15 protein-coding genes are annotated in these 16,195 nt (G+C 35.9%); 9 read left to right on the top strand and 6 right to left on the bottom strand.

Annotation, left to right across the window (positions count from 1 at the left end; genetic code table 11):
* Window positions 1-36 precede the first annotated feature (36 nt).
* Genes Q0Y61_RS04480 through selA form a run of 4 tightly spaced genes read right to left on the bottom strand, consistent with a single transcriptional unit; the run spans window position 37 to window position 5,587 of the window.
* The gene (locus Q0Y61_RS04480) at window positions 37-1,272 is read right to left on the bottom strand and encodes a molybdopterin molybdotransferase MoeA (RefSeq protein WP_297812014.1); all 1,236 of its coding nucleotides are present in this window, start codon (window positions 1,270-1,272) and stop codon (window positions 37-39) included.
* A gap of 24 nt (window positions 1,273-1,296) precedes the next feature.
* Window positions 1,297-2,337, bottom strand: coding sequence for a nitrogen fixation protein NifS (locus Q0Y61_RS04475; RefSeq protein ID WP_297812011.1), 1,041 nt, complete (start codon window positions 2,335-2,337; stop codon window positions 1,297-1,299).
* A 10-nt stretch (window positions 2,338-2,347) separates the two neighbouring features.
* Window positions 2,348-4,186 (bottom strand): selenocysteine-specific translation elongation factor, encoded by a 1,839-nt coding sequence (gene selB / locus Q0Y61_RS04470; RefSeq protein ID WP_297812008.1) that lies wholly within the window; start codon window positions 4,184-4,186, stop codon window positions 2,348-2,350.
* Complete coding sequence (selA, locus tag Q0Y61_RS04465) at window positions 4,187-5,587, bottom strand: L-seryl-tRNA(Sec) selenium transferase (RefSeq protein WP_297812005.1); 1,401 nt, start codon at window positions 5,585-5,587, stop codon at window positions 4,187-4,189.
* A 110-nt stretch (window positions 5,588-5,697) separates the two neighbouring features.
* On the opposite strand from selA, the gene Q0Y61_RS04460 reads away from it, so the two are divergent.
* The 6 genes from Q0Y61_RS04460 (at window position 5,698) to hemB (ending at window position 10,079) form a co-directional block, all read left to right on the top strand.
* Window positions 5,698-6,114, top strand: coding sequence for a universal stress protein (locus Q0Y61_RS04460; RefSeq protein ID WP_297812001.1), 417 nt, complete (start codon window positions 5,698-5,700; stop codon window positions 6,112-6,114).
* Window positions 6,115-6,275: 161 nt separating this feature from the next.
* Window positions 6,276-6,524, top strand: coding sequence for a tetratricopeptide repeat protein (locus Q0Y61_RS04455; protein WP_297811997.1), 249 nt, complete (start codon window positions 6,276-6,278; stop codon window positions 6,522-6,524).
* Entirely contained in the window at window positions 6,515-6,925 is a 411-nt protein-coding gene (locus Q0Y61_RS04450) for a hypothetical protein (RefSeq protein WP_297811994.1), read from the top strand. Before Q0Y61_RS04455 ends, Q0Y61_RS04450 begins: the two co-directional genes overlap by 10 nt.
* Window positions 6,926-7,187: 262 nt before the next feature.
* Entirely contained in the window at window positions 7,188-7,862 is a 675-nt protein-coding gene (locus Q0Y61_RS04445; RefSeq protein WP_297811991.1) for a response regulator transcription factor, read from the top strand.
* 2 nt (window positions 7,863-7,864) lie between these two features.
* Complete coding sequence (locus Q0Y61_RS04440; protein WP_297811988.1) at window positions 7,865-9,100, top strand: ArsS family sensor histidine kinase; 1,236 nt, start codon at window positions 7,865-7,867, stop codon at window positions 9,098-9,100.
* Window positions 9,101-9,110: 10 nt separating this feature from the next.
* Entirely contained in the window at window positions 9,111-10,079 is a 969-nt protein-coding gene (gene hemB / locus Q0Y61_RS04435) for a porphobilinogen synthase (RefSeq protein ID WP_297811986.1), read from the top strand.
* A 536-nt stretch (window positions 10,080-10,615) separates the two neighbouring features.
* Here hemB and Q0Y61_RS04430 read toward each other — a convergent pair.
* Window positions 10,616-11,707 (bottom strand): deoxyguanosinetriphosphate triphosphohydrolase, encoded by a 1,092-nt coding sequence (locus tag Q0Y61_RS04430; protein WP_297812089.1) that lies wholly within the window; start codon window positions 11,705-11,707, stop codon window positions 10,616-10,618.
* 92 nt (window positions 11,708-11,799) lie between these two features.
* Here Q0Y61_RS04430 and Q0Y61_RS04425 point away from each other — a divergent pair, with 92 nt between their 5' ends.
* Window positions 11,800-12,564, top strand: coding sequence for an MBL fold metallo-hydrolase (locus tag Q0Y61_RS04425; RefSeq protein ID WP_297811983.1), 765 nt, complete (start codon window positions 11,800-11,802; stop codon window positions 12,562-12,564).
* 17 nt (window positions 12,565-12,581) lie between these two features.
* Here the strand turns inward: Q0Y61_RS04425 and Q0Y61_RS04420 are convergent, their stop codons facing one another.
* A complete protein-coding gene (locus Q0Y61_RS04420; protein ID WP_297811980.1) occupies window positions 12,582-13,220 on the bottom strand; it encodes a Crp/Fnr family transcriptional regulator in 639 nt (212 codons plus the stop codon).
* 551 nt (window positions 13,221-13,771) lie between these two features.
* Here Q0Y61_RS04420 and Q0Y61_RS04415 point away from each other — a divergent pair.
* Together Q0Y61_RS04415 and Q0Y61_RS04410 are read left to right on the top strand one after the other, a co-directional pair.
* Entirely contained in the window at window positions 13,772-15,160 is a 1,389-nt protein-coding gene (locus Q0Y61_RS04415; RefSeq protein WP_297811977.1) for an anaerobic C4-dicarboxylate transporter, read from the top strand.
* A 187-nt stretch (window positions 15,161-15,347) separates the two neighbouring features.
* Window positions 15,348-16,193 carry a fumarate hydratase gene (locus Q0Y61_RS04410; RefSeq protein ID WP_011116631.1) on the top strand — a complete coding sequence of 282 codons (846 nt, stop codon included), beginning with the start codon at window positions 15,348-15,350 and terminating at the stop codon, window positions 16,191-16,193.
* Window positions 16,194-16,195: the final 2 nt, after the last annotated feature.

Genomic DNA, 16,195 nt, shown 5'->3' with positions numbered 1-16,195 from the left:
TTTTTCTAAACACATTCTAAACTAGCAAAGTTTATTTTAATTAATAAATTCTATCTTTTGGCTACCAAAATCCATCTTAAAAGGCAAAACCTTTAGCGCTTCGCCTTTCATAATAGAATCACGCGATTTGCTAAAGACGATTAATGCGTTACTTAAGCTCATTGGAATAACCTCACTAGAACTATATTTACCTCCCTTAGTAAAAGAAATGCTATCTCCTTGCACAATTCCAAGCATTATTTCAGTGCGATTCTTACGCACCAAGTTTTGTGTAGATTTGAAGATTAAAGGCTGCGGATAATAAGCACTTGCTCCGCTTAATTCGCGCAAAAATGGCACGAGAAGCAAACGCAATAAAACCGCTCCAGCTAGGGGATTGCCTGGTAAAGCAACGATGAATTTCTCACCAAGCTTTGCAACCATTAATGGCTTACCAGGCTTGATTTGCACACCATTTAACACCATTTGCGCTCCACTTTTTTCTAAAGTCTCTCGGATAAAATCTGCCTCTCCTTGACTCGCCCCACCACTTGTAAAAACTACATCACTAGGACATTCCAATACAGCTTGTATAGAATCGCGATTATCTTGCAAGATTCCATTATAACGACTTTGAAACCCATAACTTTTGAGAATTGCTTGAATCATCGTAGCATTAGAGTTATAAATATGATAAGAATCCGCTTCCTCCCATATTTCTTTTAACTCATTACCGCTTGCAAATACGCTAATCCTTAAAGGCGCAAACACCTGAAGATGACTAATGCCTTGTGTAGCAAGCAGAGCAAGGGAGTCTGCACTTAAGTGAGTGCCTTTTCCTAACAACATAGAATCTAATGCGACTTCCTCACCATATCTGCGAATATTTGCACCTTGCTTTAAAGTTTGTGGCACATTGATTTGCTTAGCATTTTGGAATCCTCCCTCAATTTCTTCAAAAGGCACAACACAATCTGCCCCACTAGGAATTTTTGCACCTGTCATAATCTTTGCACACTCTAAACCCTCTAGTGAAACTTCGGTGCAATCCCCAGCGAAAATACTTGTTTTGATTTTTAATGTTTTACCTGCATTAGAAGCTTTTAGTGCATATCCATCCATTGCGGCATTATCAAAACAAGGCAATGCTTTTTTTGCAAATACTGCTTCGGCTAAAAATTTCTCTTGTGCGTCTAAAAGTGGTAAAATTTCTGTGTCTTGAGAGAATCCTTGTGCGACATTTTGTAAAGATTCTATGGCTTCTTCTAAACTCTTAACTTTTGCTTTCATCATTCTACTTCCTTGAAAGATTCTAATTTAACCTAAACTTCTTAACTGCACATATTTTTGTGCAATTTTTTGTGCAATTTGTGGAATTAAACTAGGAGAAATATCTAAAAAACTAAGGCTTAGTAACTCTCTAGATTGCTCCTGCGTATATCCCATTTGACGCAATACAAATGAGGGACTTGCAAAGCCAAAAAGGCATTCTTGCCCATTAATTACACTGATTCCATCAAAGAGCAAACTTTGGATAAGATTCCGCGCCTTAATTCCTTTAAGTCCTAAAGATAGGGTATTAGTAGGTGTTGGATAAAAGACATAACAAGCATCGCCTAAGCCCACTTTTTCTAAATTCATTTGTAGAACATCAAAAAAGAGTTGTGCAAGATTATTTTGGAATCTTTCATTAGATTGTATATTGGCTTTTTTTAATAGGATTGCTTGTGCAAAAGTCTGATAAAGATTTTGGGCTTCTAAATAAACGCTAGAGATTCCATAAAAATCTTGTGAAGCCAGAATCCCAAAAGGACGTATAATTCCCAAGTTTTCGCCATTAAGTAGCATAATATCCACTTGTGGCAAAGGTAGATTTAATGCAAGAGCATAACTAATATCTACGACTTTTAGCACATCTTGTGGCAATGCTTCTATACAATTTAATGTCAAAATATCTTCATTGAGAATTGGCACGATAAAACAATTTGCTCCATTTTCTAGTGCCTTATTAATAGAATCTTGATGAATACTTCCACTTTCAAAATTTGGTAAAAGTGGGAAAATGGATTCTTTGTTTGGCAAATGCAAATAAGCAGAATAAAGCATATTATGACTTGAAAGTGCTAGAGCCACCTTGTAATGCTGAGAGAGGCTAACAAGCAAGAAATAAAAAGATTCTAAATTAAAGCTAAAGGGACGCACGATTTTTGCTCCCAAAATTTCACAAAGAGTGGCTTTTTCTTTCAAAATCTTTTGAGATTGGGTGGGAGTAATAGATTGATAATTGGTGGTTTTTAGGTTGATAAGATTTTGGTTTAACTCTGAATTTAAAGGTGGATTTTGTAATCTATCAAGCATAAAACTCTCACTATTTTAATGTTCTTTTGCCATCAGTATTGATAACATCACTAAAGCTATCCAAATAATCCAAATAAGCAATAAGATATTTGCGACTAAGATTTAAATGTGTTTTAAAGTTTGTTAAATCCAAATAGCCCTCTTTCTTAATAATTCCGCGCATTAGTTCAAGCAAACGCGCCAAAACATCGCTACAAATAAACAGCTTATGGTTTAGACGCAAAATCTTTTTCTCACGTGTTAAACGTTTAAAAACTGAATCTCCTGTTTGCCTATCAATGTCTAAAGCATCATACAAGTTATAGGGTGCAATAGGCTGAAACTCTTGATTTTGTAAGGCTTCATAAATGGTTTTATAGAAATAATTAGCAACTTCTTCTGCATTATCTACTCCTAATCCTAAGATATTTTTAGGAGAAATATAAAAAGAATCCACCTTATTTAATTCCTCTTTTACAAGCATTTCCTCTAAAACACTTCTTGCAAACTCCTCTGCAATCCAACCTTGCTTCTGACTTAAAAGAGCAGCACTTAGCAAGGCATTGGGATTCTTGAACAAAATCTTTAAAATAATGCCGCGGACAATTTCTCTAGCAACTCTTGGATAGGCGATGAGTTCTTTGGCGCATACAAAACATTCTGGAATCTCTGAAGCAATTTCTAAACCCAAAGATTGTGGAATTCTGAAACGTTGAATCGCGCTAATAAGTCCAAAACCTTTTTTATGTGCTTGAAGCAAAACCGCAAAAGCACCTTTTAAATCTCCTAAGCTTAAAAGCGCCAAATATTGCAATTTTTGAGACTTTTTCATTGGGTCTATAATCGGGCTTAGGATTCTACCTCCACCTAAAGTTTGTTTATCATCACGTATAATAAACTTCTCATCAAAAATACCAAAAATTGGGATAGCAGTTTTTAAGGTCGCGAACTTTTTACTTTTGTCTAAAAACAAAATACGAGCCGTGCAACGCAATGCCCCAATAAATAACTGCACTTTACTATTATGCTCTATTGTTTCAAAGGCGCAAATCTCTACCTCTATGCTGTCAAATCCACGCAAATAGCCTTTCTTGGTCAGTAAATCTCCACGTTTTAATTCTTGATGAGAAACCCCGCTTAGATTGATTGCAACACGTGAGCCATTAGGTGCTATGAATTTAGATTCATTATGCACTTGGAGATTCTTAATTCCAAGCACTCTTCCAAGTTGCGCACACCATATTTTTTCATCAATCCTTAAATCTCCATCCATCAAAGTTCCACTTACGACACAGCCTGCTCCTTTAATCACAAACACGCGGTCAATATAATAGCGAAAAAATCCCAAATCCTTATGAGGCTTTTTAGGTAATGCAAAAAGTAGGTTCTGAAGCGCTTGTATGCTTTGTTTATCATAGATGGAACAACTCACGATTTGGAAATTTAAACCCGAAAACTCGCTAAAAAGCCTTTTAATTTCCCTTTTTACTTGTGTGATTCTGTCCAGATCCACCAAATCACTTTTGCTAAGCACAACAACAAAATCACGAATCCCAAGTAAATAAGCGATTCTTAAATGCTCCAAAGTTTGTGGCATAATGCCCTCATTGGCTGCAATCAAAAGCATTGCATAATCCACACCAAATGCACCAGCAATCATATTTTTGACTAGCTTTTCGTGTCCTGGCATATCAATAAAAGAAATGTTTTTTTGCTTTTGGCTTAAGTTAGAAAAGCTCAAGTCTAGTGTGATTCCCCGTTCTTGCTCTTGTGCAAAACTATCTCCCCAAAATCCATTCATTGCAGCAATTAAGCTTGTTTTTCCATGGTCAATGTGTCCCATTGTGCCAATAATTAAATTTTCTTGCATTTATTTCTTTGTTTCCTCTTTACATTTTAAATTTAGCTCATTAAAAACCTCTGCAATTCTCTCTTTATCGCCCTCTAGCAATGTGCGCAAATCTAAAAGTAATGCACCATTTTCTAATCTTGCAATAATTCCTAAAGAGCGCAAATATCTTTCTAATTGTTCTTCGTTTAGTCTAAAGGAATTCAAAGATTTTGCTTCAATGGCAACGCCAAAAGATTCCAAATAATGGCTTGGCATTGCACCCCCTCCGCTATAACTTTTCGTAGGAATCACTTTGGGCGCAAAATCTTTGGGAATCAGGCTTGCTAGTGCCTCTGCTTCACTTTTTAACTCTTCTTTGTCCCTTAATAACAAACGACAGGTAGGGATTTTGTCGGTTTTACCCTCCAAGTAAGCATTTAGCGTTGCCTCAAGTGCTGCAATCGTAAATTTATCCACACGCAACATTCTTAAGAGTTGATTTTGTTTTAACTCATCAATGAATGCTTTTTTGCCAAAGATAATCCCCGCTTGTGCCCCTCCTAAGAGCTTATCTCCGCTGAAACTTACAAGGCTTGGATTAAGTTTTGCAATCTCTTCTAAAGCAGGTTCAAACTTCTTCAGACTCTTTTCAAATCCGCTTAAACCAAAATATCCACTCCCCAAATCATAATAATCCATCAGATTCTGCGCAGCGGCTAACTCTACAATTTCTCCAAATTCTACTTCTTTAACAAATCCACTCATTGCATAATTGGACTTATGTGCCTTAAAAAGCATAGCGGTGTTTTCATTTATTGCTTCCTTATAGTCTTTTAAATGGGTCTTATTTGTTGTTCCCACTTCACGCAAAATTGCACCAGAATCTGCCATTACCTTTGGAATCCTAAAGCTTCCGCCAATCTCAATTAACTCTCCACGAGAAATAATGACTTCTTTACCCTTAGCAAAAGTATTAAAAATCAAAAATACTGCTGCCGCATTATTATTAACCACCAAAACATCTTCTGTCCTTAAAAGTGCTTTGAATAGTTCTTTTAAATGCACATAACGCTCACTACGACCACCCTTTTCTTCATCATATTCTAAATTATTATAGTGCGTTAAAATGGGGAAAATCTCTTGCAAAATAGAGGGAGAAAAGACACTACGTCCAAGGTTCGTATGCACTACAATTCCGGTGGCATTTATGAGTGGTTTTAAAGACTTTTGTGTTCTTTTGTGATAGACTTGAACAATGCGTTGCACACAAGTTTCAAAACCTAAAATCTCGCTACCTTGTAACAAATCTTGACGATAGTTTTGTAAAAACTCTGTGATGAGTATCTTGGCTAAATTGAAATTTAAATTGCCATTTAATTCGTTTTGTAGCGCGTTTAATAACTTGTCCGCCTTGGGAATATGTTGTAGAATATTTTGCATTTACCTATTCTCTTTTGTGAATTTTAATCCAAAAGCGTAGCGCATTCTTACTTTATTTTCTGTGAATTTTGATATAATTTTTACATTTTATTCAATATAAGGCTTTAACAATGAAAAAGATTCTATTTGCCGTAGATGGGACAAAATCTTGTCAGAAAGCTGCCGAATTTGTAGTGGAATTTTTTGGCAATAGAGAAGATTGCGCCATCACAATTATCCATTGCAAAACCCCGATTATGCTTTATGGTGAAGCTGCATTAGCCGCTTATGAAGAAATTGAAAACAAAGAAAACGCACAAAGCACTAAACTTTTAGAAGAATTTAGTGCAATTTTTATCAACAAAGGTATCAATATCAAACAAAAAATGCTAGAGGGTGAAGCGGTAACAGAGATACTAGCTTATGCTAAGGACTTTGATTTACTTGTGATTGGACAAAGCGAAGAGAGCTTTTGGAACAAAATCTTTTCTACCAATCAAAATGATTTTTCACAAAAGTCCCCTATCCCGATTCTAATTGTAAAATAATTTACGTCTTTATCTTTATAAAATGATTCCTAATTTATTGAATTACAGAGGACTTTGGCTCTGTTTATTTATGCTAAAGCAGAATCACAATAATACAAATAAAACTTCACAAAGCAGTCTATTTATGCTAAAATTCAAGCGTTAAAAGTCAAAGGCATTCAATGAAAACCCTAACACTTGCAAGCATTTATGAACTACAAGGACACACTTACGAAGCTGCAGAGATTTATAAAACGATTTTAGAACAAGACCCGAACAATCTTGAAGCTAAAATCGCCTTAAAACGTTTGGTAAGCAATCGCAAGAATTATGGCAAAGCGAATGAGGATATGCTTAATTTATTTGTCCAAATGGACAGCGAAGTGGAACAGAATGAATTTGAAAGGTGGTTATTACAACTATGGAATTAAAAGAAGCAATTTTACAGACATTAGCAGAGATTGACACAAATGATTCTATCTCTGCTAAGTCCAATCCAAACCCCCTAGAAGAATCAAAACTTGAACGTGATGCCCTGTTAGACATTCTGCCAACTGATACCCCAAATCACGAAAACATAAACACGCAAAATCCTTATGCTCGCAAAATTGAAAAGCTGGATTTAAAAAATACAGAAGAACTGAAAGCACTTTTAACCAAAACTTACTTGCAAGAAGAAAAATTTTTAAATGCCCTACAAGAAAGAATCCTTGTGCTTTTTGAAGGATTACAATCTCCAAACAACCGCGATATTGAGACTAAAGTAGATATGATTTTAAATTTTTTAGAATTTACTCTAGCCATTATTGATGAAAAAAAGAATCAAAAATGAAAAAACTTTTTTTATTTACTTTTGATTTACTATTTTACTTTATAATTTCGTCATCTCAACAGGATGAGTTGAGAGGCAAACTTAACATCAAGTTAAGTTTGGATTTTCTAAAAAGAAAAGTTTTTCATCCACTTCTCCTTTGCTTAAGGACACTTAGCGTGAGTAAGTTCTTTGAAATTATTGTCAATACTAGCGGGCATTTTCCTGAATTTTTCTTTAACCCCCTAAAATACCCAATCCTCCTTTTTGCAAGGAAGATGCCGTGCTAGAAGTTTTGATGATAGAAGATGATCTGGAGTTAGCGACCATTCTTAGCGAATATTTGAAAGCTCATGAGATTAATGTAACAAATTATGACGAGCCTTATACAGGTATGAGTGCAATAAACACTCGGCATTTTGACCTCCTTCTTTTAGATCTAACACTCCCAAACCTAGATGGGCTAGAAGTTTGCAAGAAGGTCGCAAAAGAAAAACGAATCCCAATTATTATTTCTTCCGCTAGACACGATATTGATGATAGAGTATTAGGATTAGAATATGGCGCAGATGACTATATTCCTAAGCCTTATGACCCAAAAGAACTCGTTGCGAGAATCCATAGTGTCCTTCGTAGATACAACTTAGCCAACAAACCCGATAATACTGAAACATCTATTCTACCCTTTACACTTGATAAAGGAAGTAGAGAAATTTATCTTGATAATATTGCCCTTAATTTAACCAAAGCAGAATATGAAATCCTAAGCTTTATGCTTGAAAATGTCAATCAGGCTTTAACACGTGATTCCATTGCAGCACATTCAGATTCTATTAATCCAGATTCTAGCAACAAAAGCATTGATGTCATCATTGGACGTTTGCGTTCAAAAATAGAAAAAGGCAATAAAAAATTTATCTTTTCTGTGCGCGGAATTGGTTATAAACTACAATTATAAAGATGTTAAAAAATTCTATCTTTGTCAAAATCACTATTTTATTTATAATGGCAATCATCTGTTTGGGTGCATTCTCTTATTATTTTATAAGAGAAGAAATCAATGAAAGAATACTAAAAGACCAGCTCAAATATAGTCAATTTCTAGCTACTATTAATCAGCTAGTGCGCTTTGGTGGCGATATAGAATTGATTGAAAAATACCTCAAAGAGTTAGATTTACATCAAATCCAAGATGCCAAAACCTTAGAGCAATTTCAAGGCTATTTAACACAAAATTTAACAGACGGAATGATTGCAAAAATCATTAAACAAGAAAATGGTATCTATCTTTTCTTGCAAACTCCACACAAATGGAAACTTTATGGTAGTTTATATTCTCATAGGCTTTTTAACTACTACTTGATTACTTTTTTTGCTTTTTTGGTCGTTGTTTTTTTGTTCGTATTAGTGATTAAAAGTATCTTGCCACTTAACACTTTGCGCAAAGAAATTCGTAAATTTGCCGATGGTCAAACCAATATCTCTTGTAGAATTAATCAAAACGATGAAATCGGTGAACTTTCACGTGAATTTGAAAATGCTGCAGAAAAAATCAATGCACTCAATCAATCTAGACATTTGTTTTTACGCTCTATAATGCACGAACTCAAAACGCCTATTACTAAAGGCAGAATCACCGCAGAAATGATTGACCAGCCTCTCTACAAAGAACGACTTTGCAGTGTATTTGACCGACTTAATAGCTTGATTAACGAATTTGCCAAAATTGAGGAGTTAAGCTCACGCAATTATTGCCTAAATAAGCAAGATTATGTATTAAAGGATATTTTAAATCGCGTTTTTGCAATGTTGCTTTTGGACAAAGAGCAGATAAAAGAATCGTTTATTTTACCTAACGAAAATTATCTTTTACATTGCGATTTTGAAATACTCACCTTAGCAATTAAAAACCTGCTAGATAATGCGCTAAAATACAAGACGAAAGACAAAGTGGAAATTAAAATTGAAAATAAGAATCTTTTGATTTTAAACTTTGGTGCTCCCTTGCCTTATACTTTGCAAGACCACGCTAAGCCGTTTTTTAAAGATAGTAAATCCAACAAAAGCGGTGGTTTAGGGCTTGGGATTTATATTGTCAAAAGCACTTTAGAATCGCAAGGATTAAAGCTAGATTATCGTTATGAAAAGGATAAAAATTGTTTTATAATTCAAGGCATTCTCTCAAATCAAGCTTAAAAGGAAAAATATGTTTAAACGTTTAAGAAGAATTCGGTTAAATCCTGTTGTTAGAAATCTTGTAGAAGAAACAACTTTACAGACGCAAGACTTGATTTATCCCCTATTTATCACACACGGAGAAAAAGTCAAAAACCCCATTGCCTCTATGCCCGATGTTTATCAACTAAGTATTGACAATGCACTAAAGGAATGCGAAGAACTAGAGCAATTAGGTATTGAAGCCATTATGCTCTTTGGGATTCCAGCCATTAAAGATAGTGTAGGCAGCGAAGCATTAAGCGAAGAGGGGATTATCGCGCAAACCTTAAGGGTTATCAAAGCAAAATTTCCTAAAATGCTTCTATGCGTTGATTTGTGCTTTTGTGAATATACAGACCACGGACATTGTGGAATCTTAAATCCAAAACTCCAAAGCGTGGATAATGATTTAACGCTAGAGATTCTAAATAAACAGGCTCTTGTTCTAGCACTTGCCGGAGCAGATTTGATTGCTCCTAGCGGAATGATGGACGGAATGATAGAATCTCTCCGTAGCGCATTAGATAATGCAGGCTTTACGCACATTCCTCTAATGAGTTATTCTACAAAGTTTGCAAGTGGATATTACGGTCCTTTTCGTGATGTCGCTAATAGCACACCAAGTTTTGGCGACCGCAAAAGCTATCAGCAAAATCCCGCCAATCGTAGAGAGGCAATTTTGGAAAGTTTAGAGGACGAGAGACAAGGTGCAGATATTTTAATGGTCAAACCCGCCCTTGCCTACCTTGATATTGTGCGAGACATTAGAGAACGCACCTTATTACCACTTGCAGTTTATAATGTAAGTGGAGAATATGCAATGCTAAAATTCGCACAGAAAAACAATTTAATAGATTATGAACGCGTTTTATTAGAAACAATGATTGGTTTTAAGCGTGCGGGTGCGGATATTATCATCACTTATCACGCCAAAGAAATTGCCAAACTTTTATCTTAAAATTCAAGAATCCCTTTCTTTAGAATCCTCAAGCAAGATTTGTATTAGGAAATCACTGCCACTAATAATAAAAGTTTGAGATTCTATCTGCATTTCTTTGTAATTTAGCATTTCTAGCACGAACTTTCTGGAAAAATCTTTTCATCATTTGACAATTCAGAGTGATTTTGTTCAGCAGAATCCAATGATAAGCTGGAATATAGTTGCTATCCCCACAACATTTAGCAAAATTCTTTCTTCGCATATAAGCATAAGTATTGTTGCCAATAATTCGCAATAGTGTCGCTTCAACTTGGGCTCATCTCCTCTTAATTTAAACTTTTACTCTCTTACTTTGTTCATTAATGCTCCATCGGTAATAAAAGAAATAAAGTCTAATCCTTTGTGTAAAAAGAGTGCTAGTAAGTCCTAAAATCTAAAAATAAATTGTAGAAAAGTTTTGAGTTATAGAAATTGTTACAATAATACATAAAATCTGCAAAAAATCGCAACATATTGTAACTTTTCTCTTTAGCATTCACAACAAGAAAATACAATTAGAATCCCAATTCGTGGTAAAGAGCAATTGCATAGCGGTCGGTCATAGAGGCGATATAATCCGCACATACGCGATGAGTTTTTTCGCCATTGTGGATTCTTGCTTGTAAATCTCTTGGGAGTAAGTTTATCTCATTGTTTAGGCAATCATAAAGTTTGCGCACACAACGTTTGCCCATAAACATCTTTTTAGAAATTTCCTCGTGCCGATAAAGACGAGTAAAAAGGATTTGCTTGAGTTCTTTAATCTCCTCTCCCATTGCTTGAGTATGAGAAATTGGCAGAGATTCTTTAGCCATATAAGCAAAGCACTGCGGAGAAGTTTGTAAAATAGGTGAATTGTTTTCTAAAATATCATACACTAAGATTGTAATCAGTCGTGAAATAAAACGATGTCGGAAAATAGAATCTTGACGCTGCACTTGCTCTTGTTGTTCCACGAATTCTACGGCTTTAGCCACTAATGCGCTTTCTTTAAGGGCTTCAAAATCAATCAAGCCATATTTAATACCATCATCAATATCTGCGCTAATATAGGCGATTTCATCAGACAAATCCACAAGGATTGCTTCAAGACTTGGGTGAAACTCTAGGCAAAACGAATCTTTTAATCTTTCACTCAAAAATGGCTTATCATAAGGATAAGAATGTTTTAAAATCCCTTCTAGAGTAGCAAAAGTAAGATTTAATCCTGTAAAATCTTTATAACGTTTTTCTAGTTTTGTTACGACACGAAAAGATTGAAAATTATGGTCAAATCCGTGATGATAGCCAAAATGACGCATCATTTTGTCTAACTCATCTCCCCCCGCGTGTCCAAAAGGCGTATGTCCCAAATCGTGTGCTAGGGCAATGGCTTCCGCAAGATTTTCATTTAAACCTAAATTTTTCGCCAATGTCCGTGCAATTTGACTAACTTCAAGTGAATGCGTTAGGCGTGTGCGAAAATAATCCCCGCTATGATTGATGAATACTTGCGTTTTGTATTCTAACCGTCTAAAATAGGAACTATGAATGATTCTATCTCTATCACGCCCAAAAGAATCACGGAAGTCTTCAGCAGCGGGATAGAATCTCTCATTAGGTAACATAAAATTTTGCACCATTTGTCTGCCTTTTTTGGTATTATTTTAGCGATTTTGCGTTAAGATTCACAGAAATTTAACAAATTTAAGGAAAATTAATGATTCTTGTTGAAAATGATTTTTTTAAGATTTTATGCCAATCTTTTGGAGAATATCAAACCAACTGCTATTTGGCGCTAGATAAGCAAACCAAAGAATCTTTAATCATAGACCCAGGAATTGGTGCAAACACTTGGGCGATAGAAGAATTAAAAGATACAAAACCCTTAGCAATTCTCAATACACACGGACATTTTGACCACGTGTGGAGCAATGCAGAACTAACCTCTTACTTTGAAAAGATTGCTCTCCTTTGCCCCCTTGAAGACGCCTTTATGCTTATACAGGATTGCTTTAGCACAGGACAACCAAGCTCCACTCCCACTATTCTTGTTGGAGGAACACAAAATGATACGATAATTCCTAGAACTTCAAATATAAGTAATCTAGGGAGACAAAACTACTATGAATTTGGTCATTTTATGATAGAGTTTTCTTGCTATCCCGGACATACTCCCGGTTGTAGCACAATCGTTCTTAATCATAAACTTGCCAATAGAGATTCTAAATCAACACCCAATTCAGAATCACAAACTACCACTATACCTTTATCCGAACATAAGTTAATGTTTAGCGGGGATTTCATTTTTCACCGCTCTATTGGACGAAGCGATTTTCCTTATTCTTCAAGTGAGGCGATGAGAGCAAGTTTAAAGAAATTTATGGAGATCCAAGAAAATATGCTCGTTTTACCCGGACACGGCGATAAGACAAGCGTTGCACAAGAGCAAAAAAATATCCCCTATTGGCTTACAAGAATTTAGGATTTTATGCTTCACTGCTAAGCTAATTCGATTACTCCGCGTTTAGTTTTTAATTTTCCTTGCTTTTCAAGGTCTTTTAGCACTCTAGAGACTGCTTCTCTTGCGCTCCCTAATGCATTGGCAATTTCCTCGTGTGTGATATAAAGTATTTTGGATTTCTTTATTCCATTACGTTGCAAATAGGTATGTAAAAAATCCAAAACTCTACATTCAAGAGAATCAAAAGCGAGTGCGCTTAGAGAAAAAACCACACGACTTAAGCGTTCGCTTACAAGGTCTGCTTGAAATTGTTTGGCAACAGGATATTTTGCACTTAGTTCATTAAAGGTTTTACTTGGCAGGATCAACACATTGGAAGTTTTGATAAACTCCAAATTGACATCAAAACGAATATTTTTCAACACACACGAAGCAGAGAGAATACAAAATTCTCCACTTTTTAGAATAAAAAGGTTGATTTCTTTATTATTTGGAGAAACAATGAAACTACGTAAAGCACCATCTAAAATTAACACAAGCCCACGACACTCTTGCTCACCACTAAAAATTTTATAACTTTTGGGAAAGCTTTTTGTATAGGCACTCTGCAAATAGATTTCTTTATCTACATTAGAGACACCCCAAGATTCCATTAGTTCTTTAAATATTGTGTGCAATTTGCTTCCTTTGTGTTTTTGATTATAGCCAATTTTCAATAAATTCTAGTTAGCATTAGCGCAATTGGCTATAAACCTTACAAATAAAAATAGGGCGTAGAGTTGCTAAAAATTCTCTTAACTTTCCTTTGTATCACAAATATTAGCTTTACTTTTGCAGTTAAATCTTTACAAGAAGTTCATAGTCAAAATGTAATCAGACAAAACTTTGAAGAACCTAATTCATTAGGGGCAACTTATAGTTTAAACTCTGAAACTTCTCTTTTTATATCTCTAGAACCGCTAGGGAAACCCCTCTGCTCCTGATAGTGTTTTGCCAAACCAAATGGATTTGCTTAATCTATATTTTACAAATAAGAATTTATGAAACAATGATTTGCAGTTACTAAAAGTAATTTTACTTACTTAACAAAAGTTAAATATTTTTTATCCAAAACTTGTTTTTGTTGAGAAAATGAGGTGAATTTAATCAATAGTTTTAGCTTATTTAATAATCTTTTGATTTTTTTTGGAATAAGATTCCGACTGAAATTTTTTTGAAAGGTTTGGTTATGGAATTTTTAATGTCCTTGAGTGAGGGAACGCAATTTGCAATTCAGCTCATTATCGTTCTCATTTGTCTATTTTATGGTGCAAAGAAAGGTGGAATCGCGCTTGGTCTCCTGGGGGGGGTTGGGCTTTTGGTATTGGCTTTTGGATTCGGCGTACAACCCGGTAAACCTGCAGTTTCTGTTATGCTTACAATTTTAGCCGTTGTTGTAGCCAGTGCGACTTTACAAGCAAGTGGAGGACTAGATGTAATGCTACAAATTGCTGAGAGAATCCTAAGGAGAAATCCAAGATTTCTAACGATTCTAGCCCCTTTTGTAACTTGTTTCTTAACGATTCTCTGTGGAACAGGACACGTTGTTTATACAATGATGCCCATCATTTATGATATTGCGATAAAGAACGGAATCCGCCCAGAGCGTCCTATGGCAGCTTCTTCTATTTCCTCTCAAATGGGAATCATCGCAAGCCCGGTTTCTGTGGCAGTTGTTTCTTTAACCGCGTTTTTGCTAAACGCTCAAACGCATTTATCAGGATTTGATGGATATGTAGATTTACTTAAAATCACGATTCCAGCGACTTTGTGTGGTGTATTGGTTGTAGGAATTTTCTCTTGGTTTAGGGGCAAAGACTTAGATAAAGACGAGGAATTTCAAGAAAGATTAAAAGACGAGGAATTTAGAAAATATGTTTATGGAGATTCTAAAACCTTGCTTGGTGTTAAACTTCCCGGTGTCCAATGGGCAGCAATGTGGATTTTCTTGGGTGCAATCGCAATTGTTGCGATTTTAGGTGCGTTTCCAGAACTTCGTCCGCATTTCACAATCAAAGGTGCGAGCAAGCCGATGAGTATGGTAGATACGATTCAAATGTTTATGCTTTTAGCTGGTTCTGCGTTGCTCATTTTTACCAAAGTAGATGCAGGAAAAATCGGTAAAAATGAAATTTTCCGCTCGGGTATGATTGCACTTGTCGCAGTATTTGGAATCTCTTGGATGGCAGATACGATGTTTGCTGTGCATACACCGATGATGAAAACGGCTTTAGGGAGCGTGGTGCAAGATTATCCTTGGACTTATGCGATTATGCTTTTGCTTATCTCAAAATTTGTTAATTCACAAGCCGCTGCAATCGCTGCTTTCGTGCCTCTTGCCTTAGGAATTGGTGTGCATCCTGCAATCATTGTGGCTTTTGCTCCGGCGTGCTATGGGTATTATATTTTGCCAACTTATCCAAGTGATTTGGCTACGATTCAGTTTGACCGCTCTGGCACAACACATATTGGTAAATTTGTTATCAATCATAGCTTCATTTTACCCGGATTGATTGGCGTGTTTAGTTCTTGTGTATTTGGTTATCTTTTTGCAATGTTTGCAGGATACTTGAGCTAATTTAAAAACTAATTCAATGTTTAAACTGCCTAAGATTTAGACTTGGGTAGTTTAAACTTAAAATGTGCAATTGTCAAATGATAAATTCTTCTTACATTCTCTTTTTAAATTTTACGAATCCTTAAAGCGTTTTTTACATAGAGTAGAGTAAAATCAGCTATTTCATTCAAACTACAAGGAGGAAGTAATGAGAGAAGTGCGATATGAAGATATTAAATCTGCTGTTGCTAAACTTGCCATTAATGCGTGTTGTATCCAAACGCCCGATATTAAACGCGCCTTTAGTGCTGCAAAGGGAAGTGAAAAGTCTGCATTAGGACAAAATATCCTAGATACGCTCATTGAAAATGGCAAGATTGCGGAAAGCAATATGATGCCTATCTGCCAAGATACAGGTATGACCGTGGTGTTTGTAGAAATCGGGCAAGATGTGCATATCACAGGAGGCTACCTTGAAGATGCCATTAATGAGGGTATTAAAGAGGGCTATACGAATGGTTATTTGCGTAAATCTGTTGTAGAAGAGCCACTTTATGAGCGCAAAAATACGACAAATAACTCTCCTGCAGTCATTCATACGCGAATAATCAAGGGCGATAAATTGCATTTAAAAGTTTGCCCCAAAGGCTTTGGAAGCGAGAATAAAAGTGTGCTTAAAATGCTTGTCCCAGCCGATGGCATTGAAGGTGTGAAAAAAGTCTTTACCGAAGCGGTGAAACTCGCAGGTCCCAATGCTTGTCCTCCTATGGTGATTGGCGTAGGTATTGGTGGGACAATGGAAAAAGCAGCAATTTTAGCCAAACAGGCGGCTGTGCGCGAAATAGATTCTAAAAATAAAGACCCACGCTATGCCAAGCTTGAAGAAGAATTGCTTGAAATTGCGAATCAAACAGGCGTAGGACCACAAGGATTAGGTGGCACTACGACTGCGTTTAAAGTCAATGTGGAATGGTATCCCACACACATTGCTGGGCTTCCTGTGGCAGTAAATATCAACTGCCACGCCGCACGACACGCTGATATTGAGCTTTAAGG

The organism is uncultured Helicobacter sp., assembly GCF_947367035.1.
Taxonomy (GTDB): domain Bacteria; phylum Campylobacterota; class Campylobacteria; order Campylobacterales; family Helicobacteraceae; genus Helicobacter_D.
This window is presented reverse-complemented; position numbering and strand designations above follow the sequence as displayed.